Annotated in this window: 23 protein-coding genes and 1 pseudogene; 14 read left to right on the top strand and 10 right to left on the bottom strand. The window is 55.1% G+C overall.

What is annotated here, in order from left to right:
• Nucleotides 1–72 precede the first annotated feature (72 nt).
• Entirely contained in the window at nt 73–1,101 is a 1,029-nt protein-coding gene (locus KF752_01645; protein MBX3420237.1) for a methyltransferase, read from the top strand.
• 79 nt (nt 1,102–1,180) lie between these two features.
• On the opposite strand, the gene KF752_01640 is transcribed toward KF752_01645, so the two are convergent.
• Nucleotides 1,181–1,987 (bottom strand): class I SAM-dependent methyltransferase, encoded by an 807-nt coding sequence (locus KF752_01640; protein MBX3420236.1) that lies wholly within the window; start codon nt 1,985–1,987, stop codon nt 1,181–1,183.
• Nucleotides 1,988–2,217: 230 nt separating this feature from the next.
• Here KF752_01640 and gap point away from each other — a divergent pair, with 230 nt between their 5' ends.
• Entirely contained in the window at nt 2,218–3,246 is a 1,029-nt protein-coding gene (gene gap, locus KF752_01635) for a type I glyceraldehyde-3-phosphate dehydrogenase (protein MBX3420235.1), read from the top strand.
• A 487-nt stretch (nt 3,247–3,733) separates the two neighbouring features.
• Nucleotides 3,734–3,877: pseudogene (locus KF752_01630) on the top strand (DUF3704 domain-containing protein).
• 342 nt (nt 3,878–4,219) lie between these two features.
• On the opposite strand, the gene KF752_01625 reads toward KF752_01630, so the two are convergent.
• Entirely contained in the window at nt 4,220–6,820 is a 2,601-nt protein-coding gene (locus KF752_01625) for a U32 family peptidase (protein MBX3420234.1), read from the bottom strand.
• Between the two features lie 401 nt (nt 6,821–7,221).
• On the opposite strand from KF752_01625, the gene KF752_01620 reads away from it, so the two are divergent.
• On the top strand, nt 7,222–8,004 hold the full coding sequence (locus tag KF752_01620; protein MBX3420233.1) for a hypothetical protein: 783 nt from the start codon (nt 7,222–7,224) through the stop codon (nt 8,002–8,004).
• Nucleotides 8,005–8,084: 80 nt separating this feature from the next.
• Here KF752_01620 and KF752_01615 read toward each other — a convergent pair whose 3' ends face one another.
• Entirely contained in the window at nt 8,085–8,327 is a 243-nt protein-coding gene (locus KF752_01615; protein MBX3420232.1) for a hypothetical protein, read from the bottom strand.
• Between the two features lie 134 nt (nt 8,328–8,461).
• Here KF752_01615 and udk point away from each other — a divergent pair, with 134 nt between their 5' ends.
• Nucleotides 8,462–9,088, top strand: a complete 627-nt coding sequence (gene udk, locus KF752_01610; GenBank protein MBX3420231.1) for a uridine kinase — start codon at nt 8,462–8,464, stop codon at nt 9,086–9,088.
• 294 nt (nt 9,089–9,382) lie between these two features.
• A complete protein-coding gene (gene guaB, locus KF752_01605) occupies nt 9,383–10,861 on the top strand; it encodes an IMP dehydrogenase (protein MBX3420230.1) in 1,479 nt (492 codons plus the stop codon).
• A 135-nt stretch (nt 10,862–10,996) separates the two neighbouring features.
• Here the strand turns inward: guaB and KF752_01600 are convergent, their stop codons facing one another.
• Nucleotides 10,997–11,257, bottom strand: a complete 261-nt coding sequence (locus KF752_01600; GenBank protein ID MBX3420229.1) for a hypothetical protein — start codon at nt 11,255–11,257, stop codon at nt 10,997–10,999.
• Here KF752_01600 and KF752_01595 point away from each other — a divergent pair.
• The gene (locus KF752_01595) at nt 11,247–12,740 is read left to right on the top strand and encodes a hypothetical protein (protein ID MBX3420228.1); all 1,494 of its coding nucleotides are present in this window, start codon (nt 11,247–11,249) and stop codon (nt 12,738–12,740) included. The genes KF752_01600 and KF752_01595 overlap by 11 nt on opposite strands.
• 102 nt (nt 12,741–12,842) lie before the next feature.
• Here KF752_01595 and KF752_01590 read toward each other — a convergent pair whose 3' ends face one another.
• Nucleotides 12,843–13,775, bottom strand: a complete 933-nt coding sequence (locus KF752_01590; GenBank protein MBX3420227.1) for a rhomboid family intramembrane serine protease — start codon at nt 13,773–13,775, stop codon at nt 12,843–12,845.
• 131 nt (nt 13,776–13,906) lie between these two features.
• Entirely contained in the window at nt 13,907–14,272 is a 366-nt protein-coding gene (locus tag KF752_01585; protein MBX3420226.1) for a hypothetical protein, read from the bottom strand.
• A gap of 128 nt (nt 14,273–14,400) precedes the next feature.
• On the opposite strand from KF752_01585, the gene KF752_01580 reads away from it, so the two are divergent.
• The 4 genes from KF752_01580 (at nt 14,401) to KF752_01565 (ending at nt 20,888) form a co-directional block, all read left to right on the top strand.
• Nucleotides 14,401–17,364 (top strand): hypothetical protein, encoded by a 2,964-nt coding sequence (locus KF752_01580; GenBank protein ID MBX3420225.1) that lies wholly within the window; start codon nt 14,401–14,403, stop codon nt 17,362–17,364.
• A gap of 187 nt (nt 17,365–17,551) precedes the next feature.
• Nucleotides 17,552–18,031 (top strand): transcription elongation factor GreA, encoded by a 480-nt coding sequence (greA, locus tag KF752_01575; protein ID MBX3420224.1) that lies wholly within the window; start codon nt 17,552–17,554, stop codon nt 18,029–18,031.
• 50 nt (nt 18,032–18,081) lie between these two features.
• On the top strand, nt 18,082–18,786 hold the full coding sequence (locus tag KF752_01570) for a hypothetical protein (protein ID MBX3420223.1): 705 nt from the start codon (nt 18,082–18,084) through the stop codon (nt 18,784–18,786).
• Between the two features lie 260 nt (nt 18,787–19,046).
• Nucleotides 19,047–20,888, top strand: coding sequence for a SpoIIE family protein phosphatase (locus KF752_01565; protein MBX3420222.1), 1,842 nt, complete (start codon nt 19,047–19,049; stop codon nt 20,886–20,888).
• Between the two features lie 71 nt (nt 20,889–20,959).
• On the opposite strand, the gene KF752_01560 is transcribed toward KF752_01565, so the two are convergent.
• The 3 genes from KF752_01560 to KF752_01550 all read right to left on the bottom strand — a co-directional run bounded on the left by KF752_01560 (nt 20,960) and on the right by KF752_01550 (nt 24,158).
• Nucleotides 20,960–21,931, bottom strand: a complete 972-nt coding sequence (locus KF752_01560; protein ID MBX3420221.1) for a DUF502 domain-containing protein — start codon at nt 21,929–21,931, stop codon at nt 20,960–20,962.
• A gap of 69 nt (nt 21,932–22,000) precedes the next feature.
• Nucleotides 22,001–22,585: a ComF family protein gene (locus KF752_01555; protein ID MBX3420220.1), complete on the bottom strand. Its 585-nt coding sequence runs from the start codon at nt 22,583–22,585 to the stop codon at nt 22,001–22,003.
• A 187-nt stretch (nt 22,586–22,772) separates the two neighbouring features.
• Entirely contained in the window at nt 22,773–24,158 is a 1,386-nt protein-coding gene (locus KF752_01550; protein MBX3420219.1) for a lactate utilization protein, read from the bottom strand.
• A 188-nt stretch (nt 24,159–24,346) separates the two neighbouring features.
• Here KF752_01550 and KF752_01545 point away from each other — a divergent pair, with 188 nt between their 5' ends.
• The 3 genes from KF752_01545 (at nt 24,347) to rph (ending at nt 26,433) form a co-directional block, all read left to right on the top strand.
• Nucleotides 24,347–24,802, top strand: a complete 456-nt coding sequence (locus KF752_01545) for a hypothetical protein (GenBank protein MBX3420218.1) — start codon at nt 24,347–24,349, stop codon at nt 24,800–24,802.
• A 69-nt stretch (nt 24,803–24,871) separates the two neighbouring features.
• Nucleotides 24,872–25,702, top strand: coding sequence for an inositol monophosphatase (locus KF752_01540; protein MBX3420217.1), 831 nt, complete (start codon nt 24,872–24,874; stop codon nt 25,700–25,702).
• Nucleotides 25,703–25,722: 20 nt separating this feature from the next.
• The gene (gene rph, locus KF752_01535) at nt 25,723–26,433 is read left to right on the top strand and encodes a ribonuclease PH (protein MBX3420216.1); all 711 of its coding nucleotides are present in this window, start codon (nt 25,723–25,725) and stop codon (nt 26,431–26,433) included.
• A gap of 110 nt (nt 26,434–26,543) precedes the next feature.
• Here rph and KF752_01530 read toward each other — a convergent pair whose 3' ends face one another.
• On the bottom strand, nt 26,544–26,873 hold the full coding sequence (locus KF752_01530; GenBank protein MBX3420215.1) for a rhodanese: 330 nt from the start codon (nt 26,871–26,873) through the stop codon (nt 26,544–26,546).
• Nucleotides 26,874–26,889: the final 16 nt, after the last annotated feature.

The raw sequence follows: 26,889 nt of genomic DNA, 5'->3' as shown, positions 1-26,889 counted from the left end.
TCAATACCCTGCCGCAAACCCTGGCGGCGCTGGCGACTTGCTCAACTTGGCCGGAAAGCGGATGAAATCATCATGATTCGCCTGGATGCGCTAGCGACTGAACAATTGATGATCGATCATCTTCCGCAACTCGCGGGAAACTCCGGGCTCGTGATTTCACCGGGTCGCGCACAGGTAGCGACGCACTTGTGGGGCAGTTGCCAGTTTTCGAAGGTGACGGCTTGGTATCTGGATCTGTTTGCGGCCAGTGCCGCTCGGCAGGATTTGGATTCTGCAATCGAAGTGTGTTGTTCCGCAGATTTGCCCGACGACCGCTTCGATGTGATTGCTATGCCAGTGCTCAAGCGTAGCGAAGCTGAGCTGACACGCGATTTGATGCAGCAAGCCGTGTTGCGATTGACCGAGCAGGGCACACTGGTCATGTCAGTCGATCATCCGGCGGATCGTTGGGTTCACGAGCAGATGCAGGCGCTGTTTCGCAAGGTCAGTTGTCATCGCGCGGATGAGGGATGTGTCTACTGGGGAAAAAACAGCGGGCCTCCTCGGAAGCTTCGATGCTTTCAAGCCAAATTCAGCTTCCGTTGCCATGACCGTTTCTTAGAAGCGGTCAGTCGCCCAGGCGTGTTCGCCCATCGCCGCGTTGATGACGGTGCTCGACAGTTGCTGCGATCCGTGGATATTGACGCTCACGATCATGTATTGGACATGGGCTGCGGCTCCGGTACGCTTTCTCTGTTCGCCGCCGCGCAAACTGATGGACAGGTTCATGCAGTGGATTCCAATGCTCGTTCGATCGAGTGTCTGCAGCAATCAGCGGAGCTGAACGGATTGACGAATATCGTGGCTCATCACAACGCCGATGGAAACTTGGAACTGTCCGGTCCCGTCGATGTGGCATTGGCCAATCCACCCTATTACGGAGACCACAGCATCGCCCAGCATTTCGTGGAAGTCAGTCTGCGTTGGCTGCGCCCAGGTGGAGCGCTACTGGTTGTCACCAAATCGCCCGCCTGGTATGAATCGAGCTTTCCGTCGCTGCTGGAAGATGTCGATATTTTTCCGTCGGGACATTACTTCGTGTGCTGCGGTCGCAAACCTTGACAGGCGCTCGTACAAACACGAAGACCTGCGAGATGTGATTTCACCGCCACCTGGCGACGGTGGCTAGATGGCCGTATCGTTAGCCGCATACCATGCGGGATCGAGCCACTGCGAAGTAGCCGCCGGCAGTTAAGCCAGTCAGCAGCCTGCGGCGCACGATGGCATCGCCGGGCGGATTAATCGGAAATAACTCGATGGTATCGAATCCGGCAACGTGCAAGTCTTGCAACAACTCGCGGCGACTGTAAATGTGCAAAAACATGGCCGGCAAACCTTGATCGGCAAACACACGATCGCCAAATTCCCAGCCGCTGTTCCAGTGACTCCGCAGCCACGTGCTCAGCAGCCATGACGGTCCCCGTGGGTGCCACAAGCTGTGGTAGCGATTGTGAACATGTAACACCAGCGGTGCGCCGGGCGTCAGCGAACTGTGAAGTCTGGTCAAGAACTGCTGTCGATTCTTGCGACCATGGATCATCCCGATAGTGCTAAACAGACATACAGCCATCGACACAGAAGCTGGTGTGATGAGGTCCAATTCAACCAGATTGGCTTGCAGGCACTCGTTTAGATGCGGATGCTGGCACTGCCGCTTTAACTGTTCCAACATGGCCGCGCTCAGGTCCACGTTCAGCATGCGATATCCCAGCGGCGACAGCAGTCGCGAAATGCGACCGGTGCCACAGCCTAAATCTGCAACCAGCGGTGGGGGCTTTCCCGGTTCTACAGGAGGTAAGAATCGCTGGATGAACTGCTGGTCCAAAAGCAGCAGTTTGCTGTCAGCCAATTTCGTGTCGTAGTCCTGGGCAATCGACTGCGATTGCAGGTAGTCCCATGTTCCTCGATATACGCCACGCGGTAGTTTCCATTGGGGTAGACCGGTCATGCGGGTAAAGTGCCTTGAAGGATAGTGAAGCTGCTGAGTATGTTATGGTCATGCATCTGCCTTAATGGGGCGACTATGGCACCTCGCGCTCCATAGAGTCCTGAATTGCAAGTTGCGCTCGGCCACCTTCCAGCAGTCGTTGCTGCCCAGTGGCCTGCCAGTATAATCGTGCCCCAACTCTAACGTTACGACAGCTTACTGTTCATCATTATTTCACGGAGACAATTACGGTGGTAACTCGCGTTGCAATTAACGGATTCGGTCGCATCGGACGGCTAACTTTTCGCAATTTGATCGCTCGCAACAAAGAGTTCGAGGTAGTGGCTGTCAACGACTTAACCGACCTGGAAATGATGCGCACGCTGCTCAAGTATGACTCGATTCACGGGCGTTTTCCCGGCACTGTCGAAGCCAAAGATGGTAACTTGATTGTCAATGGGAAGACCATTCGGGCCTTGTCGGTCAAAGACCCCACTCAATTGCCTTGGAAAGATTTGGGCGTGGACATTGCCATTGAAAGTACCGGGATCTTTACCGGACGAACCGAAGGTGGCAAACCGGGCTACGACACGCATCTTACGGCTGGTGCCAAACGCGTGGTGCTGAGTGCTCCTGCCAAAGACGGTGCCGACCTGACCTGCGTGATCGGAGTCAATCACGACAAGCTGACTGCCGACATGAAGTGTGTTTCCAATGCCAGTTGCACGACAAACTGCTTGGCACCGGTTGCCAAGGTGTTGCACGAATCATTTGGCATTGAATCTGGATTGATGACCACCGTTCACGCGTATACCAACGACCAGCGCGTGCATGATCTGCCTCACAGCGATGCCTATCGGGCTCGCGGTGCCGCACAGAATATTATTCCCAGCTCGACCGGTGCTGCTAAAGCCGTCGGACTGGTATTGCCCGAACTCAAGGGCAAGCTGACCGGTATCGCTATGCGCGTCCCCGTGCCAACCGGCAGCGTTGTAGATTTGACCGTGAATTTGAAGAAGGAAGTTACTGTACAAGACATCAATTCCGCCATGAAAGCAGCGGCCGAGGGGCCACTCAAAGGCATCCTGGACTACACCGAAGACCCCATCGTCAGCACCGACATCATCCACGATCCGCACAGCTCAATCTTTGCTGCCGATTTTACTCAAGTCTTGGGCGACAAAGGCAAACTCGCCAAGATTATAAGTTGGTACGACAACGAATGGGGCTACAGCTGCCGCACCGTCGACCTGTGCGCGCTCATCGCGAAGTTCCTATGAGTGGTCTGTTTCCCAAAGTCTGATCCCTAATTAGCTGTCAATGTTCGGCGTTGTGAGACGCCACTCACAGCATCGCCAACGCGTGCAGGGACTTGCTTTGCAGCCAGCTGTAATAGATGATGAACGGAACTTGTGCGATGTCCGGTCGGTTCGATGCCAAGCTACATTCATAGTTGGCTGCAGGGCGTCGGTAATGTTGATGATGGATGCGATCCCCCTTTTGTTGCGGAGTGATTTCAATGAGTGGCCTGCGACGGTGCGTAACGATAAGTTTGTTAGCTGTGGTGTGGGGCATTGTGCCGGTGGCGTCAACCTGCGTGGCAGAGGACAAGCCTGCTGAAAAGCAAGCGGCTCAGCCAGTCAAAATGACCCTGGCTGACGGCAAGCTGATACTGATGGCACCCAGCCAGTGGAAGCAGGTGCAACCGCGATTTCCCAATATGATCCAATATGAATTTCGCTTCCCCGCTGATGCCAAGCCTGACGACCCGTCGGTGCGCATCACGGTTATGGCCTCAGGCGGCGGATTGCAGGGGAATTTGGATCGTTGGTACGGCCAGTTCACTCAGCCGGACGGCAGAATTACCAAGGATGTGGCCATCGTCGAGGAGCTGGAGGTTGGCGTTCATAAGCTGCACATGGTGACCATTACCGGAACATACGCTGGGGACATGATGGGCGATGGCCGTGCCGCAGCGAAAAAAGATGGCTACCAATTGATCGGCGGAATCATTCCCACCAAATCGTCGGGAATGTTTTTCGTCAAGGCAACCGGACCAGCCGAACTGTGCGAGAAAATCGCCCAGGGCTTTCGCGATATGCTCAGGGAAGCCGTGATCAAGCCCTAGGTCGCCGGGGCTAAGGCCAGCCAAGTTCGCCAATTGAGCGTTGCTACCGTCGCCCGTAGTTGGATGCCTATCAAGACCACCGGTTGGCGACGGTAGTTGCAGTCTTGATGCTAACCAAATTGTCTTTAAAGGATTGCTAGCGGATTGCGAGGTTGTTCGAGCGTACCTCGCGTGACTCCGATGCGGTTGTCCGCCTGCAGCTCGCGCCAGACCTGTGAGCCATCAACCTGTCCATCGACTAACTGCTGGTACAGTTGTACCAGTCTCTGGGTGTGCTGCAGCGAACTATCTCGCAAAAGTTCGACGCGAAAGTGCCGAACGCCTAATGCTCGAAGGCGGGCCACCGCTTCTGCGCCGCTTTGTGCCACTGCATTGTAGAGCGTGTTGCGGCAGCCAATGTCGGCATGCAGAACGTGCTCGACACCCACGCGATCCCGCAACTGGACGTCATGCCGATCGCACGGGCGACCACAATCGCTCTTGTTTTTGCCAGGGCTAAGTACGCTGCAAAACACACAGTGCTCCATGTGGAACATCGGCATGTGTTGGTGAATCACGACTTCCAAAAGTTCCGAGTCGCAAGCCGCAGTCAGCTCCAACAATTGATCGCGATTCAAATCATACGAGGCGGTGATGCGACCGGCTCCCCACTGACGAAGTTGGTCTAAAGTCAAGGGATTCGTAACGTTCAGGGAAAAGTCGGTCGCGAATGGAATGCCGTGCTGACGGCAGTAGCGCACCGCAGCCAGGTTGCGAGCCAGCCAACCGACGCGAGTCGTGGAGTCGCCCGACGGCGCGTCAGTTGCATCGGTCGGCTGACAGTGCTTGCGGAGTGCGTGCAGCAGGCCATCTTCTCCTGGCTTGTGAATGCGCAACGTGGCCAGTTCGATGTCGGCACCGGACTGTCGTGCCATTTGAATTGCCTGTCGATATTGTCGCAAATCATGAAAATCAGCGATCACCGACCGGGTACCAAGCGACAGCACCTGCTCCAATTGCGATAGCGATCGGCACAGAATTCGCAGCGTAACCGGGGCAGGTGGAATCTTGCTGGCAGTTGGCGGACCGGTCGTCGATCCCCGTCGATCCAACATGCGCAGCGCGACCGGTTGATCGTCGCACGCCAGAGGCCGAGTAACGTTGGCGGCATCTAGACCCTCGATCAACTGTCGCCGCAATTGTCCGAGGATACTCAGTGGCACCATGGGCTGACCGATGAACTCCGCAGTCAGCCAGCGCAGAGTGTACACGGTTCCCCCTAGCCGCCCAAGCTGTTGCTGAAGCATCGCGTGGTCTAGTGGTCGATTGCGTGCCTCTGCGGGCAGGAAATCGCTGGTCAGCGTCACCGGGCTGAGTGGCCGTTGTTGGTCTGGTGCTACGGGCTGGAGCATCTGGGCGGTCAACTGGATGGGCTGGCCAACGGCCACTCGTACGTGGATATCAACCGGCACCCGCTTGACCGGATCGGCCGTTTGGAAGCTCTGTCGCAGACGTTTGGTCAGTTGCGGATCATCGGTCTTGAAGACACGCGTTCCTGAAGAAACCTCAGCCTTCTCCAGCACCCCGTGCTGCATAGCGATCTGCACTTGGCCTGAGGCGGCACCGCTGGTGGGCTGGCCATTTTGCCACATCTGATAGATTCGCCCGCCTAGTTCTTCGCCGCTGAAGCGATTGCCTTCGACGACAATTCCATCACCCACCGCCAGAGGCGTGACTAGATCAATTGTCAGACGTGAACTGAGTTGCCTAACGACAGTCCCCAAAAGAATTCCGCGCTTGGCGCTGCTGAGCCCCGGCACTAACTGCTTGTGGTCACATCCATCGAGCCAACCCGGTGAAAAGCCGCGTGAGAAGCTCAGCTCTAATTCGGATTTCTGTGTCGGGGTCAGCCGCCGATGTTGGCCAGTTAGTGCGGCGTCAAGTGCACGGCGATAATGTTGGCAGACGTTGGCGACGTACTCAGCAGTCTTCAATCGACCTTCGATTTTTAGCGAGCAGACTCCGGCCTGTAGCAATTGCGGAATCCAATCGTGGGCTGCCAAGTCTTGTGGGCTGAGCAGATACTTGACCGCTCCCAGATCGCGCTGCTGGCCATCGCATATCAGATCGTAGGGCAATCGACAGGCCTGAGCGCACTGGCCACGATTGGCACTGCGACCGCCGAGCGATTCGCTGGTCAAGCATTGTCCGCTGTAGGCCACGCACAGTGCGCCATGAACAAAGGTTTCCAGAGGCATCGAGGTTGCAGCGTGGATTGCAGTGATTTCTGAGATCGATAATTCGCGAGCCAACACGACGCGACGGATTCCCAATTCCTGAATCTGCTGGATAGCCGCAGCGCAGGTTAGCGTCATCTGAGTGCTAGCGTGCAAAGTTAAGTTAGGGCACAGTTGGCGGATCAAACGGGCCGCCCCCAAATCCTGCACCAAGACGGCATCCACGCCGGCGTCGGCCAACTGCCGAACATTGTCCTCCAGACGTTGCAGTTCGTCTGTAAACACGAGCGTGTTGAGCGTGACGTAGCCACGGACAGCTTGTCGATGCAACGTGTCCATCAGCTTAGGTAGATCGTTCAAGTGGAAGTTGGTGGCTCGCGCGCGAGCGTTAAAGCCAACATCCAGTCCAAAATAGATTGCGTCGGCACCGTTTTCGATCGCAGCGCGAGCACAGTCCCAATTACCAGCCGGTGCCAGTAGTTCGATATCCCCGGCTTCCGACGCGACCATCACTGGCTGGGCGGATTCGGGTTGGGTGGTCTGAAGGGAACTTGAATCAGGCATCGAAATGGCTGGCGACAGGAGGTCTATTCGGGCGAATTGAAACCGGCCGGTTGTTCGTTACCGAAATAGTAGCCTCTATTATCATCGTAGAGCACAGAATCTTCAATTGTGCGGTTCAGGGTTTGGTTCCGCAATCGCACCGTATGATCGACTGTGGGGATGTCAGGCCATACCATTGGATTCAAGGACAGTCTCGATGCCATGTTTGGGGTGGGCCGGTGGTCGCAGAACGGAGGTGAGGTGACTTGTGGTGAGTTTCAAGTACAATCACGTTTCTACTGCGATCTGGTGCCACCCTATATGTTTGAACTATCTGGCCTGCCCGTGAATGATGACTGAGGATTTCAATGCAAATTGTTGCCGTACAACTGGATATCCTATGGGAAAACAAGGCTCGGAATCATCGACGTGTCCGCGAGCTATTGGAGGCCAGTGACATCCAGCCGGGGTCGCTGATCGTGCTGCCGGAGATGTTCGATACCGGCTTTAGCATGAAGCTGGAAGTAACCGCTCAATCCCAGCAGCGCGAATCCGAAGCGATACTCAAGGAACTGGCGAGCACCTATCGCTCCACAGTACTAGGTGGTGTGGTGGGACCGATAGTAGAGGGTCGGGCTAGCAACCTAGCGGTGGCCTTTGCCGAGGACGGAAGCCAGCTCGCCTGTTATCAGAAGCAACGACCGTTCTCATTAGTTCGTGAAGGCGACCACTATCCGGCGGGGTCGAGCGAGCAGATTTTCCGCTGGCACGATGTTCAGGTGTCGCCGTTTGTGTGTTACGACTTGCGATTTCCCGAACTGTTTCGGCCAGCGGCCTTGGCAGGTGCCGAACTGCTGGTAGTGATTGCCTGCTGGCCAGCCGTGCGTTCCGAGCACTGGGTGCGATTGCTGCAGGCACGGGCCATCGAGAATCAGGCGGTCTGCATGGGAGTAAACCGCTGTGGCGAGGAACCAGGTCTAAAGTTTGACGGGCGCAGTTGCGCGTTCGACCACATGGGCCAGCAACTTTTTCAAGCCGACGCGCAGCCGCAAGTGCTGCAGGCCGAAGTTGATGTCGCAGCGCTGCGACGTTGGCGCGAGAAGTTTCCCGCGCTGCGCGATGCTACAGTCGAAAGCTCGGTAGCTTACTGAGTTCCTGTGGCGGGCAGGCGCCAAGCCGAGGGAACCTGGACGCTAGGTAGGGTTTCGGGCGCTGAACGTGACGCCGCCAGCTACCTGGCTTTTTTCTTAGCTGCCTTTTTCACGGCAGACTTGGGCACGGCCGTTTTCTTCGCCGCAGATTTTTTGGTCGATACAGTTTTACTTGCCGTTGCGACAGGCTTGGCAGCGGCTTTCGATTTGCCAGTGGATGCCTGCTTTTTAGGGGATCCCTTGGACTTCGACTTGGACTTGCCAAACGCCGTTTCCCATCCTGCTGCGTATTTCTCGTTGGTACCGACGCGGGTAATGGTCATGGCTGCTCCTTCAGAATATGAATTGATTTGGGGTGAACATCCGGAATTTTCAATGTAATATCGTATGCCGCTGGTTCGGTCAAGCGATTTTAAGCATCATCGCCAGTCCCGCGTTCGAGGTGGATACTTGTCTTATGCATCGTGAAACCGTGATTGTGGGAATTGCCGGTGGCACTGGTTCTGGAAAATCGTCGTTGGTGCATTTGCTGTTAGAGTCCCAGGTGGGCGGTCAAATCACCGTTTTACCTCACGATCATTACTACTTGAACGTTGATCAGCTGCCTGCCAAGCTGCGAGATAACCATAACTGGGATCATCCCGATGCGGTGGACAATCGGTTGTACGTCAAGCACATCGACCAATTGGTGCGCGGTGAGTCCATTAATCAGCCGGAGTACTGCTTTGAAACGCATCGCCGCAAACTGGCCACTGAATCGGTGACTTGCCGCCGAATCTTGCTGGTCGAAGGCATTTTGGTTTTTGCCATCGAAGAAATACGTCGCCGTTTGCAATGGCGCGTCTTTATTGAGGCCAATTCAGATGAACGAATTCTTCGCCGCCTAGTGCGAGATACTCAGCAACGTGGCCGGTCACTGGCGTCTGTCGTACATCAGTATCGCATGACGGTTAGGCCGATGCATGACGAATGGATTCAACCCAGTCGTGAGCACGCTGATTTGGTCATTCCCAATACCGGTCCCGATAGCTTGTACAAGGGAGCGCAAGTGCTGAGCGGATTCTTGCGGTCGCTGATTGCTTAGAATCGGACAGGGCGTGCCGCTTGGGTATCGAGTGTCACAACCAGCTCCGTTCAGGCTTTGGGTGGGCCGGCGCGAGGCCAATGGTTTGAAAATTCAAGCTCGATGAGGCTTTCGCGATGATTTCGAGGTGCCGCCAGATTCTACCCATGGGACTGCTGGAACTGACCCATATACCTGCCAACCGTCGACTTGGCGGCTGACAAACAGCGATTGCAGGGCGGCAAGTATCGGTGGATAATTCGCCTTTGGGTCAATGCATTCATTGGGCGATCTGCCTCGGAGGTTTTCTGGCAAATGGACGACAAGCTGGCCTATTCGGGAATCACCTTCGATGACGTGCTGCTGGAACCGCGATACAGCCAAGTCATGCCCAGCGAAGTGGATGTGGCCACGAATTTGACTCGCGAGATTCGGCTCAAGGCCCCCCTGTTATCCAGCCCCATGGATACGGTTACCGAGGCGGAGATGGCTATCGCCTTGGCCAAAGTTGGTGGCATGGGGATTGTTCACAAGAACATGCCTATCGAAGCTCAGGGTGAAGAGGTTACCAAGGTCAAGCGCTCCGCCAATGGCATCATTGTCGATCCGGTGACTTTGCACCCCGATCAATCGGCTCGGGCGGCAATGGAGCTGATGGATAGCAAAAACGTCTCGGGGATTCCGATTGTCCAGGAGAGCGGCAGGTTGGTGGGCATACTAACGCGCCGCGACCTGCGGTTCCTCGAAAAGGACGAAACTCCAGTCAAAATGGTGATGACGGGAGAAAATCTGGTAACAGCCACTGGAACCGTAACGCTTGAGGAAGCTGAGAAGATTTTAACGGATAAAAAGGTGGAGAAGCTTTTGCTGGTTGACGATAACTTTAACCTGACGGGGCTGATCACCATCAAAGACATCGACATGATGAAGCGCTACCCCAACGCTTGCAAAGATGCGAGCGGACGATTGCGGGTAGGCGCTGCTGTAGGAGTGTTTGATTACGATCGAGCTGGTCTATTGATCGAGCGCGGAGTCGACATCATCGTGGTTGATTCAGCGCACGGTCACTCGGCCAACGTCATTGAAACGGTACGTGAGATCAAGCGGCGATGGAAAATCAATGTGATAGCCGGCAACGTGGCTACCTTTGAGGGCTGTCGCGACTTGATTGAAGCGGGAGTTGACGCGGTGAAGGTTGGAATCGGCCCCGGTTCGATCTGCACCACACGAGTCATCTCCGGGGTTGGTGTCCCACAAATCACCGCCATATACAACGCAGCCAAAGCAGCCGAAGGAACGGGCGTGCCGGTGATAGCCGACGGTGGCATTCGCTACAGTGGCGACATCACCAAGGCGATTGCTGCCGGAGCCAGTGCGGTCATGATCGGTGGCCTGTTTGCTGGACTGGCGGAAAGCCCGGGTCGAACCATCCTGTACCAAGGTCGGACCTTCAAGGTCTACCGTGGCATGGGTTCCATCGGTGCAATGGTGCACGGCTCCAGCGAGCGATATCGGCAGGCGGGTCAAGAAAACCTGCTCAAGCTGGTTCCCGAAGGAGTCGAAGGTCGGGTGCCCTTCAAAGGTAGCTTGGCCGACTTTGTGTACCAGCTTGTCGGTGGCCTACGCGCTGGCATGGGGTACTGTGGAGTCCGAAATATCGACGAACTTCGTAAGGATGCGAAGTTCATCAAGATCTCCGCTGCAACTGTCAGAGAGAATCACCCACATGACATTGCTATCACGCAGGAAGCACCCAATTACAGTCCCGAATACGGTTCCGGGGAGTCTAACTAGTCTGCTAGCCCCACAGCCGGCACACAGTCGGGCTATCGTAACAGTTTTGTCCCTGGCCTTCGCCTGGCCAGCCACAACCGTGCAGGTTTCGGGTCAGCAGTGGCATCCCAGTCCCGATGTACAGGCTGCGCCTGTTCAAATCGGCCAAGCAATCCCGGCGCAGAAGCTCGGAACGGGCGTTGCCTTGCGCTGGCGCTCGTCCACACCGCGCAGTTCGCCTGACAACAATTTCCATCCCCCGGAAGGCTCGCCAGCCAATAACTTCCAGTCGGCACCCAGCATCCAATCAAACGACAACATTGTCCCAGAACGCCGGAGGGCCGAGTTCTGGTCATACGAACCAGCTCCGTCGCCACCGCTGAGGGCACCAGGCTCCCCCAGAACAGTGTCGCGCACGAGCGGCATTGAACAGCCAGGTGCATCGTTCGATCAAGCTGTGGACAACGCTCCCGTAGCCGAGCATCTGACGGTACCGGTTACTGCAGGTTGGACTGGCGTGCGTACCCGCGACGCGGTTGAGTCTGAAACGTCAAGTGCCGAGCCAGTCAATTCACAAACCAGCAGTTCACAATCCAACAATCCGTTACGCCCGGCTTCGGGAGTAAAGTCCATCATCGAAAGCCAGCACATTCAGACTGCTGTCTATCAAGGCGGGCAGGGCTATCCGACTGCTGAGAACCATCGTTCACAGTCCGAGACTGCCGGCGATGCACGGACTGGGCAATTCACGCCAAACGCACGTTCATCCACACAGCCATCCGCAGCCGACCTAAAGTGGGGTCAGCAGGATTCGGTAACCTTCCAATCCTTCGATCGCCGTCAGCGCCAACACACAAACCAGATTGCACAATCCACGCCTCAACAACAGTCGATTCTGCAGCCACGAAATTCCCAACAGTTAGTCCGGGATGATGAGTTATTGGTAAATCAACTTCTGAATTCCGACGAAGGGCAGTCTGATGAGGCGGATGTCACAACAGCACCACCACAGGAGCTGCCTGCTTTTCCACCTCAATTGGGCGATGACGACAGCCCGGCAGATCGTTTGCAGCCTCCAAGCGCCAATCGCTGGCCAAGCAAAGGCCGAGATTCAGTCGGATCCGATGGCAGCACACCGCAAAGTCCCGACGAACTGGAAGACATTTTGCGTAGTGCTCGCGAGAAGAATCTGCCCGATTGTTCCGCACAACGAGAATTACTCAGGGGACAGCCGCTGTCGGCCATCAGTCTGGATGTTTCCCCCAAATTGAGCGACGGTTTTCGATCCGCCAGCAAGAGTGCGGAAGACCAAAGAAGGGTTCAAGAAAAAGTGGCTGAGATTCGCAAGGACTTTGACAGGAAATCGTTACGACGCGACTGGACAAATTATCGCGGAGAGCCGTTGGCCAGTGGACGGTTGATTGACCTGCAGTATGGCAACATTGTGCTGGATACGGGGTCGGGTCAACGCCACATTCCGATTGGCGATCTGAGCGATGTGGATATGACGTACGTCGCTCAGGTATGGAATCTGCCAACCCGCTGTGGGTCTGGCTACGAGCCGCTGGTAGGTCGCGATTACATTGCCAGCACGGTGCAATGGAAGGCCAGTGGTGCTTGTCACAACCCGCTGTACTTTGAACAGGTTCAGTTAGAGCGATACGGACACGAAACGGGGCCTGTGTTGCAGCCGCTCATCAGTTCGGCTCACTTCTTCCTGACGTTACCCATTCTGCCTTACAAGATGGGAGTCCATCCGCCACACGAGTGCCAATACGCTTTGGGGTATTTTCGTCCGGGCAGTTGTGCACCGTACATGGTCCAGCCGTTTCCATGGAGTTTGCGCGGCGGTTTGGCTCAGGCCGGTGTTTGGACTGGTGCCAGCGCCTTAATACCTTAGGCGATCGAACTAATCGTCGTGAACTTCGCCAGATGCTGAGCGAGTTTCATTACAGCCGTTGGGCGACGTTCATTATTGGAATACTCGGATTAGCCGCTCAAGTCAGTGCCTGTGTAAGATGGCGGTGGCAACTCCCACGACCAAGCCACCAAGGTGCGCGAGGTCAGCAAATTGCCAATTGGGAATTAACCCCGAAAGTCCAATGACCAATGGCAGCAACAAAAGCACGAGCACCGGAAAGGGAATCATGATTCCTAAGTCGGGATTCAACGTCGAGCGAATCCAAATGTAGCCAAACAGACCGTACACCACGCCGGATACTCCACCGAAATTCGGGTTGCCTCGCATCCACTCTGGAGACAATCCTTGCAGCAAGTTCGATGCGATTGCAGCGATCAAAATAAACAGTGCGTATTTGGGTGTTCCCAGCCAGCGCTCAGAGATGCGTCCAAACACGATCATGCCGAACACGTTAAACACCAAATGCCACGTGCTTAAGTGTAAAAAAATCGGAGTCACGGCACGCCACACTTGTCCCTTACGCAAGCTGGCATCTGGAGCACCATTCGAATTCAGGTAATCTAGCGGCGATACGAATCTGAGTTGCTTGTTAATTGATTGGCCAATTTCGTTAGAGGTACCTGGTCTACCGAAATTGCTGGCCAATGACACGACGCAACACAGAATAACCACAGTCAGCGTCAGCGGAGGAACGCGCCGATCGGTCAGTGGACTCACGCTGTAGGTCGGGCGCCGCACGTTCTTAGAGACAATGGCTCGTTGCTTCGCACGGTCTGCCAGAATCTGTCCTGCTTCACGCAGCGCATGATGAAATTTAGGGTCATGGGGGTTGCTTTGAAAGTCGCGCAGCAGCTCGCGAGAAGTCTCAAGCTGATCTTCGTCGCGAACCCAAATCTCCCAGCGCTCTCCGCCCTGGCTTGAGGTATCAATGTGCGTAGAAATCCCCTGTGTCACCAAATAGGCCACGAATTGTTCGGCCGGCTTGCGACCGTCGATTTCACCGAGACACCGCATTTAAACATTCAATCCAAGTAGTAAGGGACTTTGAAGTCCGCCCAATGATACTCGAAAGTCTGATTTGTGGGCATGGCAGTCATTGGCTAGGCCGAATAGCCCAGTCATTAAAGGCTGCCACGGGCACTCATTCAACTGATCCACTTGGGCAATAGCAGATGCAGCTTGCCGCTCAATTGACCACGCGTCAGTACCGAATTACAGCCGGCATCGGCTGCCGCCTGCAAACGCGCTTCTTGGACGTGTGGTCCAAAGGCAACCATGTGCACCGGTCCAAGTCGTTGGCGCAATTGATCGATGGCTGTTGACAATTGCGTTACCTCAATCGCTCCAATGTCGATTAGACAACAAGCCACATCCGCTGCGTCAAGCGACTCCAGCTTGGTATCGGTGGCGCTGGTCACAACCACGGTTTGCAAATTCGCTTGCTCGGCAGCATTTTTGACAATCGGCCAGAAGAAAACGTCTTTCGATAGCAGCAAAACCACGGTACTCATGCAATTAGATTATGGTATGTTGTCGCAGTGCGAAAGTTCAATTGTGGATACGATATGCTGGCTGGGCGACCGGCCCGCTGGCGGGTCAATATTTGTGGCTTTGGAATCCAGTACCTGGCGGTTAGCAGATGAAGAATTTGAATGAACTCGTGCTGCTGCTGCCAAGTTATGAACTGGAGGGCTACCCGCGTAGCTTGCCCAGTGATCAGGCAGCCCAGGTATTGAGCGGTTGGGTAGCCTTATGGCATCCTGCACTGCTGGGCGGAGCAGGGCGGATTCCGCGTTGGCATCAGGCCGGGCGTCTACCCACGCAGTTGGAAGCTGTACTGTTTGTACTACCGCCCATCAGCGTCCAGGCTTTGGACGCAACCGCCGCCGAAAGGATCGCTGCTGCAGGCGGTTTGCTGCTTGAACCCTGCGCCGACTGGCGCGAATTTCAGAGCCAGATATTGCGGCGCTTTCCGCAAGTACACGCCGACGATTCTGCTGAATCCTTGGCCGACAACATGGCTATCGAGTTTGCGGCTCTAGGCTACGCCTATCTACAGGTCCAGCTCATGACTCGGCAGCTTCGCTATACGAGCAATCTGGATGTAGCCCTGTTCGAGGAGCAGGTGCTGAAATCGGTAGATGCCGTTCTGGCTGGCGATCAACCGACAGCGCAGGTGCGACTGCAGAGTTGCTTCGATACGCTGGGTCAAGAACGCGATCACTATTATTCGAACGATGTTCACCTGCTCGATCTAACGCTACTAGCCGAATCGACACTTGGTAGGTCGTTGGGGCGACAGTTGTGCAACCCTCAGCCAACCAATTTGATCGCCTGTGCTGATCTGCTGAGCAAGCTTCGTGAAAAATCGACTGAGAATTTCTGTAGTGTGCAGCAGCGACTGGCGGACGGTACGTTGTATTTGGCCGGTGGATTGGACCGCGAAAGCCCGGCGCCGCTTGAGCCACTGGAAGCTGCCGTACGAGCCTTGCAACGAGCCCCGCAGGCCTATCGTGATCTGCAAGTCGCTCCGCCACAAGTCTTCGCGCGGTTGACCTTTGGACTTCAAGCCGAATGGGCCTCGCTGCTAAAGCATTTCGATTTTCAGGGGGCACTGCTGCTTGCTTTTACCGGAGGCAGTTATCCGACTGCGGATCAGCCAAAAATCTCGTGGGAAGCGCAAGATGGCAGCCGTATCCCCGCCTTGCTTTGTCCGGTGCTGGACGCCTCTGATCCAGCCAGTTTTCATGCCCTGGGTTGGACGGTCGGCGAGGCGCTCGACCGACAGCATGTGCCCACTTTAGTGCTGGCGCATTGGCCGGATACCGTTTGTCCGTTTGCCGAGCTATTGACGATTGTCGCCTCCAAGACGCCGGCACTTGGCAAGTGGAGTCTGCTGGGAACATACTTTCAACAGACAGAGGATCCTTATCATCATCAACGATTAGCTGCTGAAGGATTCCACTACAACTGGTTGGCCGAATCGGAGTCGCCCAGTCCGTTGATTTTGGCGGTTAAGCAAATGCACAAATTGCAGTCACGTGCTCGCAGCCTCCAGAACATAGCAAATCTTATCTGGCAACTGCGTCACATTCGTTCGAAGCCCGATCAAGCATCTGCAGCAGAAGCTGCCGTGGCAGACGCCAGTTTTTCCACATTGCCAATATCGGTCCTATCGCCGCAATTGAATGACCTGTTGACTGAAATCGATCAGTGGCTGGTTGATCCTGTGGAGTCATGCCAGCGTTATGTAAGCCTGCATTCACAGGCGGGCGAACTGTCGCAGCGGTTGCTGCAAGAGTTGGCTGGATTGTTAGTTGGCAACTCGCTGGCCCCAATGTCGCCAGGGACTGGGGGTGAGGCGTCGCAGGAGCGGTCTCCCGCCGGACGGGCCGATGTTGTTGGCGGGAGCGAATGCAAGCTGCTGTTCAATCCGCGATGCAATCCGGTGCGAGTCCAATTGCATACTTCAGCCGATTTGCAGGCTGATGCTACGGAGAGTTGGCACTTCGCAAGCGGCCTTGTGGGGCGTGACCGTGTGACCTGCGTGGATTTGCCGTCGATGGGCTTTGTGGCCACACCACTTCATGAATCCAAGAGCGTTAGTACGCCGGACAAGTTCGTGCTGGCCGATGCCGCAGGGTTATTACGAAACGAATTCATCGAAGCCCAAGTGGATCTCCGCAAAGGTCACATTCGCTCATTGCACGTCCCGGCCAAACGCGGCAACCGTCTGAGTTTGATGGTGGCTTATCGCGAAAAGCAGGGACAAAGTTACCAGTATTCAGACATGGTCGCTCGCGAAGTCAGTCTCCTAACATGTTCCAACATGTCAGGCATGATTCGCTCGCGCGGTTGGCTGTCGTGGCGTGGGGAGAACGTGGGTGATTTCGAGATTGATTACGAAATACGTCGCGGCAGCCGGTTAATTAGTGCTACTGTTTCGCTCAGCCAACTTCGCAGCGCCCAGCAGCGCAATCCGTGGTTGAGCGGTTACGTGTTGCGATGGGCATGGCCCAGCGAGGCTGCTCGACTGCGAGCTTACCAGGGTGGCAAGCCGGTCTCCTGGAGCGGTGGAAAGACGATTTCGCCTGAGCTGATTGATATCGACGAAGGAGAGTATGTCACGCATCTGCTGACTGGCGGTCTGGCCTTTCATACGCGACAGGACATGCGATTTGGCGAAACTCTGTTGGCCGGACAAGGGCATACGAGCGTCCGTCATCGCGTTGGCTTGGCAGTTGATTTGCCACACCCGCTTCCAAATGCGCGCCAACTTATGGACAAGCCATATCAGGTAGCTCTCAAGGGCAATGGTCCATCCACGAGCGGTTGGCTGATGAGCATGGACGCGATGAATGTAGAAGTGAATTTGGAGTGTCCGTTGCTGGATAGCGCACAGCAAAATGCAGGTTTGCGAGTGGTGGTGTCCGAGCAGGCAGGCAAGTCCACGACGGCTCGCCTGCGCCTGTTTCGGGACGCTTCTCAAGCACACCGCGTCGATTACCTGGGCCATCGGTTGTCGCGGCTGACGGTCAGCCCAGAGGGGATCGTCGTTGCCCTTCGGGCCAATGATACTGCCGTGGTGGACATTCTGTGGTAGGACCGGTACACTAATTTTGACTTGGTAATTCACATTGAAGCACACACAGCGGCCTCTTTGTTCCACTTTCGAACAACGAGGTCGCCATTTTTTTGGCAATTAAATTCGACACGGCGAAACGCCTATAGGAAAGGCATACAGCCCGGCTCGCAGCGGCACCCCATGCCATTGATTCAGGGAGTAGATCATGTCCGATACAGTCCCCATGACGCAGGAGCGTTACAATCACATTCGCATCGAGGTCGAGCGGCTCGAAACCGTCGAAATGCCGCAGATCGCCGAGAAGATCGCGGCGGCTAGAGCCGAGGGTGACTTAAAGGAAAATGCCGAATATCATGCGCAGCGCGAGAATCAAGGCTATCTCCAGGCCAAGATTAACCAGCTCAAACAGCAACTGTCCAACGCATTCATTATTGATCCTAGCAAGGTCGATAAGGAACAAATTGGCCTGCTGGCAACCGTAACGGTCAAGGATATCGACTACGGCGACGAAGAGCAGTTTACGTTGGTTGGAGCTGGCGACGAAAATTACGACACCGGTCGCATTCTATCCACCAGTCCCATCGGATCGGCGTTGATGGGCCGGCGCGTGGGTGACAAAATCGAAGTGGCTGTCCCCAAGGGGAAACTCAAGTTCGAGATTGTGGGGATCGAATACAAGCTCTAGTTCCACGCAGCCCAGCCGGCTAGAGACGCGCAACCCGTGACGAATAAAGCATGACGACCTCAAACCCGGCGACCGATAGCACAAGTACCAAGCCACCAGACGGCAAGTCCGAGCCCTCGCTTGGCCCGGCCTGCATGGTGATTGCGATTCTGGGTTTGGCTGTGTTTGCTGCTGTATGTGGTCTTGGTAGCTGGGTCGTGTTTTCCAACCAGTATCCACTGGCCGTCAAGTCCATCGAAAATCAATTGATTCCGTGGGTCGAGACCAGCCAGTTGTCACCAGAAGACAAGCTTTCGATCACTCAGGAGCTGGAAACTTTAGTTGAGAAGTTGAAAGCCCAGAGCATCGATCGCAAGCAGCTCGGGCGACTGCGTAACTGCCTGCAGGACAATCCGGTATTGCTGTGGGGTGGATTGCAGTCGATGGAGCATCAGGCCGCTGGAGCTGGTTTGACGACCACAGAGCAGGAAACGCTAAAACGCACCTGTCAGCGACTACTACGCATGACTGCCGAACGTAAGCTTGGGCGTACCGATTTGGAGTTTACAATTCAAGAGTTATCCGAAGTCCGTGCCGATGGCAGCGTCTTGGACGTGCGCGCCAATCTGACTGCTGAACAGATACGCTCATTCATGAAACGAGCGGAAAACCTGTTGGTCCGCAATCAGATTTCCTCCGAGCCGTATGAACAGACGCCCGCCCAAGTCTTTTCCAGTCTGTTGGAAGCTGCGCTCAGTCCCGCCGAGTCGCCATGAACCGTAGGCGCACAATCGTAGAAGACAGAAGTTTTCGCGCGGAAGGCCCAGTTGTCTTGCACTGACCACTGCCAGGCGGTGGGCAGTTAGCCAAACGCTTTTCTTTTGCTAATTCTGGCCAGGCGCTGCCGAGCGCAAGAGCGGCTTGCATAGTGTGTTAACGTCAAGCAGTATAGAATACTGCGATCGCGCCATTTGTCGGCGCTCAGGATTGCAAGCCGGCCCACTGAGCATACGCATTTTCCAATCTGGGAGTTTCCATGGCCTATCTCACTGCAATTAGCGGTTCAGGTTATGGGAAGCGCATCGAGCTAACCAAAAAAAACACCGTCATGGGCCGCCACCCTGACTGTGATGTTGTTTTGGAATCGGGTGCCGTCAGCCGACAACATGCCAGCATCGAAGAGGTTGCCAATGGCTATCAGTTGGTGGACCTCAAGAGTCGCAACGGAACTTTCGTCAACGGGCATTTGGTTGACAAGGCTCAGCCGCTGAGCGATGGAGACCTAATCCGCATTTGTGACTTGGAATACTCGTTTCATCATACCGCCAGCCTTGGTTCGTCTGAGTTGGTTCTGGATAGTGCCAGGTTTGGCTCGGGTTTTCAATCGAATCCTGGAACCAATTCTGGATCAAGCTTCGGTTCAGCACTTGGATTCGTGGGACCTGCAGCCTCGGGTTCTGTTTCTGGTTCGGCCTTCGGTTCAAATTCTTTTTCGAGTTCAGGATCATTATCTGGTTCGGTGTCTGCCTCGAATATGGACGTCGAAATGGTGGACGATGGTCTGGAAGAATCCGGCCAGAGATCGGTCCAGAACAAACTGAACATCCGTAGCGGCGGTGATGGCACTCAATTGTTTACATCTGCTGAGACGCGGTTACAAGCGGTGTTGGATATTACTCGCAGCCTAGGTCGCAGCGTGCGACTGGACGAGGTACTGCCCAAAGTACTGGAGACGTTGTTTCGAATCTTTTTGCAAGCCGATCGAGCCTTCATTGTGTTGGTGGAGGATGACAAGCTGGTCCCGCGCTGGATTAACACACGTCATCCCGAGCAGCAAGAGAGTTTTCGCATTAGCCGGACTGTCATGCGCGAGGTGATGGATACCAAAGAGGCGATTATTTCATTGGATGCTTCCAGTGACGAGCGCTTTGAAATGGCTCAGAGCATCTCTGGATTTCGCATCCGGTCAATGATCGTGGCACCGTTGTTGGATACTTCCGGTCGAGCCATTGGTGCCATACAAATGGATTCGTTAGACGTAACCCGACAATTTGAAAAAGGCGACCTGGAAATCCTGGCCAGCATCGCCATTCAGGCCGGCATCGCCATCGAAAACGCTCAGATGCATGAGGTGTTATTGGAAAAGAATCGGGTCGAGCAGGACTTAGAGTTAGCTCGGCAAGTTCAACGGGCCTTTCTGCCCTCGCAACCACATCAAGCCGCTGGTTACCAGTTTTTCGACTTTTATCGCCCCGCCGATCAGGTGGGCGGCGATTATTTTGACTACATCCCTTTGGGCCAGCAGCGGTTAGTTACGATAGTGGCTGACGTTGTGGGGCACGGAGTGGCCGCCGCAATGCTGATGGCAAAACTATCCGCAGAAGCTCGCTATTGTCTAGCGGCGCACGACGACTTGGCTCAGGCCGTATCCTTATTGAACCAGCGTATTTCAAGCCTCAACTTAAATCGATTTGTCACGCTGTTGTGCATGAGATTGAACCTGGTGGACGGACATGTCGAATTAGTCAATGCCGGTCACATGCTGCCGATTTTGAAGCGACATGGACACAAGCAGGTTGTTGAAATGGGTGAAGAGGAAGCCGGGGTTCCACTAAGCGTTGTCAACGATTTCCAGTACGAATGCGTGTCGTTTCAACTTCAACCGGGCGATGAGATTGTGTTGTATACGGACGGTATCAGCGAGGCCCCCAATACTCAAGACGCGATGTATGGCATCGATCGACTCAGACGTCATGTCGAATCCAGCAATGGCGATATCAGCCAATTGGGAGAGGCTGTTGTTCAAGACGTGACGCGATTTACGCGGGATACTCGTCAGGCCGACGATATGTGCCTGGTGATCATCAAACGCGAATGATGAAACAAAGCAAGTTCGGTTGGCCGTGGCTTGCTCACTCACCGTTGGTCCGGTAGGACCTCGTCCAATTGTCAGTCGTTTGTGCTGGGAAGTGATTTGGTGACATCCGAAGACCTCAGCAAGGGTCGGCTGCTATTGGGGGCGACCTTCAGTTCGTCGACCGGACAGACCACGCCGCAACTGACGATGAACTGAATCGCCTGATCAACCGTCATGTCCAATTCAACGATGTCCGACTTAGGCACGTTCACTGTAAATCCGGTCATGGGCATGGGCGAGGTAGGAACGAACACAGAGACCACTTCGCAGTCTAGCGCGCGCCTCAGTTGGGGAATGCTTTCACCGGTGACAAATCCCAAGGTCCACGCACCGGCCTTGGGGTACTCAACGGCAATCGCCTTTGTGAATTGGATCTCACGTTCAGAAAACACGAAGTCAGTGACTTGCTTCACTGACGAATAGACATTGCTAATCAGTGGGACTTGATGGATCATGCCTTCAAACGCATTAAAGAAAAAGCGGCCAATGCCCGCTGCGAAGAAACGCCCTACGAAGTACAAGCCGCAGATCAGCACCAATAGCAAGGACGGAATGGTAAACCAGCGCGGCATATATTCGAGCTTGACGTACGATGCGCAATAATCGTTCGCCGATAGTGGCCGCTGCATGTCTTTGGGAAGCCGGTCCAGATTAACGTTGACTCGCTTGACGATGTATTCCGGCAAGTAGCTGCGACCAATCGGTGCCAGTACATAATCAAAGCCTTCAAACGAAAATCCTTTTTCCGGATGGGAGTCATCAACCAATTTCGAGCCTGGGGGTGGTTTTTCGATAACGTCGGCTGTGACCGCTACCAAAACTTGTCGAATACCGGACTCCAGTGGCTGTAGCACATACTGCTCGACGGCGTTCAGCAGCCAAATCAACAACAGCAATGTTACCAGTGGCGGCGCAATGATGCCGATACCACGCCACATGGCATGTCGCAAGGTCGTATGGGTACGGCCCTTTACTGGCGAATCGTGTTCAGCACTCTTTGTCATTGGTAACCCATCATTCCTTGAACTTACATGCCTGTGTGGCGGTAGCGCCCACCAGCACTAATTCGTGGCCTAAACCTGTCCACGCCCGGTGGCCCGCGCGATAACGACAGCACTGATATCTGCGGGGCGGCTACGGCGCAGCTGCCTGGCCAACTCATTGACCGTCGCCCCGCTGGTCAGCACATCGTCGACTATCAAAACATGCCTTCCAGTTAGCGAATAGTGCCGAATGTTTAGGAAAGCTCCGCGTACATTTTCGCGTCTTTCGGTTATCGACAACATCCCCTGCTTTTGGGTTCTGCGGATTCTGCGGATCATACCGGTGGCCAGGGGCCAACCGGTGTGACGCGACAGCAGTTCCCCCAAACTGATTGCGGCCGCCTTGGTCTTGAACAATGAACGCAACCAGTAATTGGGAACCGGCACAATCAACGGGTTTTGTTGAACGATTTCCGGTATCTGCTGCATTACCCTGTCGGCCATGTGCTGGGTAACTGCGTAGCGCAGGCTTTCATGAAGCTGCTTTTTGCACATGATCACCGCTTGACGCAGTTTCCCCTGATACGTCCCCAGAGCAATCACGCGTGAAAAGCGCCAGTCCGATTTGCGACAGGCAGCACAATCTTGATTAGGCAGCACAGTGGGCAGCGGCATTGCACAGCGTTGACACCGATAGACTTGCGACACTAGCTGTCGCGTACATTTGCCGCATAGCCTACGCTGAGGCAGTGTCGGCGATTGGCACATACTGCATTCAGATGGGCAAACAAGGTTCGCCAAACTGCGGGCAAACTTGCCGACATAGTTCAATTTCGTTTTGCGATCGGACGACATCTCCATGTCATTGCTCGCGTTTGCGTTCTCGATATTGTTCGCGAAAGCTAGCCCGGGGTGCTGCTGGGAGATCGCGTTGCGCGGCCCAGACGTTTAGTCGCGAGTGCGTTAACCGAACAGGCAACCAGCGTAACGACAGTCGCATTATCCAACCCGCAGTACGATACAGCCACGGGCGCTTCAGCACATGACTGGCCAGCTTCATCGATGCACGTTTGGTCCATGGAATCAATCGCCGCTCAGCTAGCTCGCTACGCCATGCCAATAATTGATGATGAAGCGGAATTTTCACCGGACAAACATCGGTGCACGAACCGCACAGCGTACAGGCATAAGGCAACGAATGATTGCGACGTGCGTCGCGAGCGGGACCTAAGACGCTACCGATCGGTCCCGGCACCGTATTGGCATAGCTGTAACCTCCACTGCGGCGATAGACCGGACAAGTATTCATACATGCACCACAGCGGATGCACTGCAGCGCTTCATGGTAGGTTGCGCTGCCGCGCAGTCCGATTCGCCCATTATCAACGATAATGATATGCAGTTGTCCACCTGGGCGCGGGCCGTGGAAGTGCGAAGTATAAGTGGTGATCGGCTGGCCCGTCGCGCTGCGCGCCAGTAGTCGCGTCATCACGCTCAGGTCGATCCAGCGCGGCAACAGTTTCTCCAAACCCATGCAAGCGATATGCAGCGGTGGCAGTGATATTCCCAAATCGGCATTGCCTTCATTGGTGCAAACTACCACACCCCCGGTTTCTGCAATCGCAAAATTGACGCCGGTGATTCCGGCTTGGGCTTCCAAAAAATGACGTCTCAATTGGCTGCGAGCTGCGCGCGTCAAGAAAGTAGGGTCAGAATTGCCCGCCGGCGTTCCAATATGCTGGTGAAACGTCTCGCCGACCTCTTCCTTTTTGATATGTATGGCTGGCAAAACGATATGACTGGGTGGCTCGTCGCGCAGCTGTACAATCCACTCGCCCAAATCCGTGTCCACGACCTGTATGCCCCTGCTCTGCAAATAGGGGTTCAAGTGACATTCCTCGGTCAGCATCGACTTGCTTTTGACAACTCGCCGAACGCCATATTCGCTCAGAATGCGATGCACGATTTCGTTGTGCTCTGTTGCATCGCTGGCCCAATGCACCTGAGCCCCCAAGGCGGTGGCCTGACGCTCGAATTGCTCCAAGTATTCCGGCAACTTGCCCAGCATGTGGGCTTTGATTTGGGCCGCAGTTTCTCGCAATTGTTCCCATTCGGGCAGCGACTGGGCCATTCGATCGCGCTTTTGGCGAACGTACCACAGCGCTCCATCATGCCATCGAGCCCGCGCGGCATCGGCCACAAAGGCCTGCGCCAGGCGCGCGTGGTCAAAGTGGTCGGCTGCTTTCATCTTGGGAAAACTCAGGCTGGCGGCTACAATTTCAACGGTAATTCTGATGTGTGGCTGTTGGCAATGCGGCCTGAATTACATCAGGCCGCTGACTACGTCAACCAACCATTGATTGTAGCGAACCCAAGGAAAAATTCAGAGCTGCAGGCTGACAAAGACGCTAGAATCCCGATACAATCGCTCTCGCCATGAAACGCAAACATCAGCCCAAATCATCCGCAAAAATCCCGACCACTCGGCGAAATACAGCGCTGCAGATCGAGCGATTGGAATGTCGTCGAGTCTTGGCCGGCCTGACGATGGCCATCTGCGTAGAGCAGTTGGCGGTCGAAGCAACAGATGTGGGCGACTGGGCGCAGTTGGGGCAGTTTATACAGCAGTTTGCAAGCTCACGCAGGCAGTCGTCGGTGACCGTTGAATTTTTGATGGGTGACGCCCTTGAACAGTATCGCATTACCACGGTTGATATGCTCGGCACAGGACAATTGCCATCGGCCTTCGAATCTCAGAGCGATTCGCCACCTGACAGCCAGCCTTGCCCGGTGCCAATGGATTCTCCTAAGGACGCCGAGTTGGATGTCATTCTCAGTCAAATTGCCGCTACTTGGCCTGCCAAGCTACCTGGCTTCCCCCGCAACACCTGATGGTGGCCAATCTCGCAATTCATTCCAGCACGCATCGGACGTACTACTTGTTGACCGAAAAGTCGAGCCATGTCCGTGCTGATTCCACCAAATGTCGTACTTGCCGAGCGATCGCAACCACTGCGAGTCGCATTGGAAGCTGCATTGGCAGGTGGAAAGATCATCCACGAATACTTCCGCACTGGAATTCAGGCACACAGTAAAGTTGCTAACCAACCATTTAATCTTGTAACCACCGCTGACATCGAGTCAGAGAGGGCGATTGCGGAGCTGATCCGGCGGAATTTTCCCGGCCATGAGATTGTAGGCGAAGAGGGTACGCTGGGCCGGATAGATGCAACCGACGTCTGGATCATAGACCCCCTAGATGGCACGAACAACTTTGCTCATCGCATACCGCAATTCGCGGCGTCGATCGCTTACTACCGGCATGGGCAGGCCGAGTGTGGCGTGGTCGTCAATCCGGTGCGCGGTGATTGGTACTGGGCGGTGCGCGGTGAAGGAGCTTATCACAATGGGCGACGTCTGCGAGTCAGTTCGGCCTTGCGGCTGAGTGAATCGATGGTGGGCGTCGGATTTTATTACGATCGCGGCGCGATGATGGAAGCAACTCTGGCAACCATCGGCGATTTTTTTCGACAACAGATCCACGGAATTCGTCGTTTTGGCGCAGCTGCTCTGGACCTGTGCGCAGTGGCTGATGCAATGTTTGGTGCGTACTTCGAGTACCACTTGTCTCCATGGGACTATGCGGCCGGAAGACTGATTGTCGAAGAGGCGGGCGGCATGGTTACCGACGCCCACGGCCAACCACTGCCACTATCTGCTACCAGTTTGCTGGCCAGTAACGGCATCTTGCACCCACCATCGCTGCTTATCATCGCTCCCCATCACCCGTAATTCGGTTCAATTAAGCTCTAATGACTACTAAGCCATTGATTCGTCCAGTGCAAGTCACACGCAACTTCACACGCACTAGCCCCGGCAGCGTGCTGTACCAGAGCGGACAGACGGTGGTCCTGTGTACTGCCAGTATTCAAGCTGATGTTCCAGCTTGGTTGGCCGGTTCTGGGAAAGGCTGGGTCACGGCGGAGTACAACATGCTGCCGCACAGCACCCCGCAGCGCAAGCGCCGCGATCGCGATGGCAAGGTCGATGGCAGAACAACGGAAATACAGCGCCTGATCGGTCGCAGCCTGCGAGCCATCGTTGATCTTCAGAAACTGGGTGAACGCATGGTCACTGTCGATTGCGATGTACTGCAAGCCGATGGTGGAACACGCACAGCCAGCATTACCGGTGGATTCTTAGCTCTGTGCGATGCCCTGTATCCTGAATTCTCCGAAGCAGCGTCGTCTCCGATTCTAGACAGCGTTGCCGCTATTAGCGCAGGGCTACTGGGAGCAGACGTGGTACTAGACCTGGACTACCAGCAAGACGTTGGTGCTGACGTGGACATGAACATCGTCATGACTGGCAGCGGGAAGTTCGTTGAGATTCAAGGGACCGGCGAAGAGGCCACGTTTGGCGACAACGACCTGGCGCGACTGATTCAAATAGCACGCCAAGGGATTGAGCAGCTTACCGCCATCCAGCGCGAAGCATTGGGCCCCCAATGGCCAATCGTTTAGACGAACGCCCCAGCGGAATCTAACACCCGCTGCCAACGCCAGTCGGAGGGCGAGTGGGATTTTCAACGTCTGGTGACGGCAGCGACTTACGCACCACTGGCTGGGCTGGCTTAGTATCGCGGAACGGATTCGTCGATCTGTTTGGACCAAGCATCGATGCCACCGGCCATGTTCTGGGTATTGGAAAAACCGTTTTGCCGCAACCAATTGGTGACTCGCAAGCTTCGACCACCGTGGTGGCAATGAACTACGATGTGCTTGTCGGCATACTGTGCCAACTGGCCGGCTTGTTGTTCCCACTGGCTGAGCGGCAACAAAACCGCGCCCTCGATTCTGGCAAGTTCCCATTCATTCGGCTCGCGACAGTCGATCAGCACAATCTTGTCATCGTCCAATAGTTCTTTCACAGCCTCGACTTCAACATTCACCGGCAGGTTCATATGCTTACCCTCCAAC

The sequence above is a fragment of the Pirellulaceae bacterium genome, from assembly GCA_019636385.1.
Taxonomy (GTDB): domain Bacteria; phylum Planctomycetota; class Planctomycetia; order Pirellulales; family Pirellulaceae; genus Aureliella.
Note: the sequence above shows the minus strand (reverse complement) of the source record. Positions and strands in the feature narration are given on the sequence as shown.

Excerpts from the sequence above, each read along its gene's own strand:
- KF752_01645 (MBX3420237.1), top strand. The coding sequence starts at position 73 with ATGATTCGCCTGGATGCGCTAGCGACTGAACAATTGATGATCGATCAT.
- KF752_01640 (MBX3420236.1), bottom strand. The coding sequence starts at position 1,987 with ATGACCGGTCTACCCCAATGGAAACTACCGCGTGGCGTATATCGAGGA.
- KF752_01625 (MBX3420234.1), bottom strand. The coding sequence starts at position 6,820 with ATGGTCGCGTCGGAAGCCGGGGATATCGAACTACTGGCACCGGCTGGT.
- KF752_01620 (MBX3420233.1), top strand. The coding sequence starts at position 7,222 with ATGCAAATTGTTGCCGTACAACTGGATATCCTATGGGAAAACAAGGCT.
- KF752_01615 (MBX3420232.1), bottom strand. The coding sequence starts at position 8,327 with ATGACCATTACCCGCGTCGGTACCAACGAGAAATACGCAGCAGGATGG.
- udk (MBX3420231.1), top strand. The coding sequence starts at position 8,462 with ATGCATCGTGAAACCGTGATTGTGGGAATTGCCGGTGGCACTGGTTCT.
- guaB (MBX3420230.1), top strand. The coding sequence starts at position 9,383 with ATGGACGACAAGCTGGCCTATTCGGGAATCACCTTCGATGACGTGCTG.
- KF752_01590 (MBX3420227.1), bottom strand. The coding sequence starts at position 13,775 with ATGCGGTGTCTCGGTGAAATCGACGGTCGCAAGCCGGCCGAACAATTC.
- KF752_01585 (MBX3420226.1), bottom strand. The coding sequence starts at position 14,272 with ATGAGTACCGTGGTTTTGCTGCTATCGAAAGACGTTTTCTTCTGGCCG.
- KF752_01580 (MBX3420225.1), top strand. The coding sequence starts at position 14,401 with ATGAAGAATTTGAATGAACTCGTGCTGCTGCTGCCAAGTTATGAACTG.
- greA (MBX3420224.1), top strand. The coding sequence starts at position 17,552 with ATGTCCGATACAGTCCCCATGACGCAGGAGCGTTACAATCACATTCGC.
- KF752_01570 (MBX3420223.1), top strand. The coding sequence starts at position 18,082 with ATGACGACCTCAAACCCGGCGACCGATAGCACAAGTACCAAGCCACCA.
- KF752_01565 (MBX3420222.1), top strand. The coding sequence starts at position 19,047 with ATGGCCTATCTCACTGCAATTAGCGGTTCAGGTTATGGGAAGCGCATC.
- KF752_01560 (MBX3420221.1), bottom strand. The coding sequence starts at position 21,931 with ATGACAAAGAGTGCTGAACACGATTCGCCAGTAAAGGGCCGTACCCAT.
- KF752_01555 (MBX3420220.1), bottom strand. The coding sequence starts at position 22,585 with ATGCCGCTGCCCACTGTGCTGCCTAATCAAGATTGTGCTGCCTGTCGC.
- KF752_01550 (MBX3420219.1), bottom strand. The coding sequence starts at position 24,158 with ATGAAAGCAGCCGACCACTTTGACCACGCGCGCCTGGCGCAGGCCTTT.
- KF752_01545 (MBX3420218.1), top strand. The coding sequence starts at position 24,347 with ATGAAACGCAAACATCAGCCCAAATCATCCGCAAAAATCCCGACCACT.
- KF752_01540 (MBX3420217.1), top strand. The coding sequence starts at position 24,872 with ATGTCCGTGCTGATTCCACCAAATGTCGTACTTGCCGAGCGATCGCAA.
- rph (MBX3420216.1), top strand. The coding sequence starts at position 25,723 with ATGACTACTAAGCCATTGATTCGTCCAGTGCAAGTCACACGCAACTTC.
- KF752_01530 (MBX3420215.1), bottom strand. The coding sequence starts at position 26,873 with ATGAACCTGCCGGTGAATGTTGAAGTCGAGGCTGTGAAAGAACTATTG.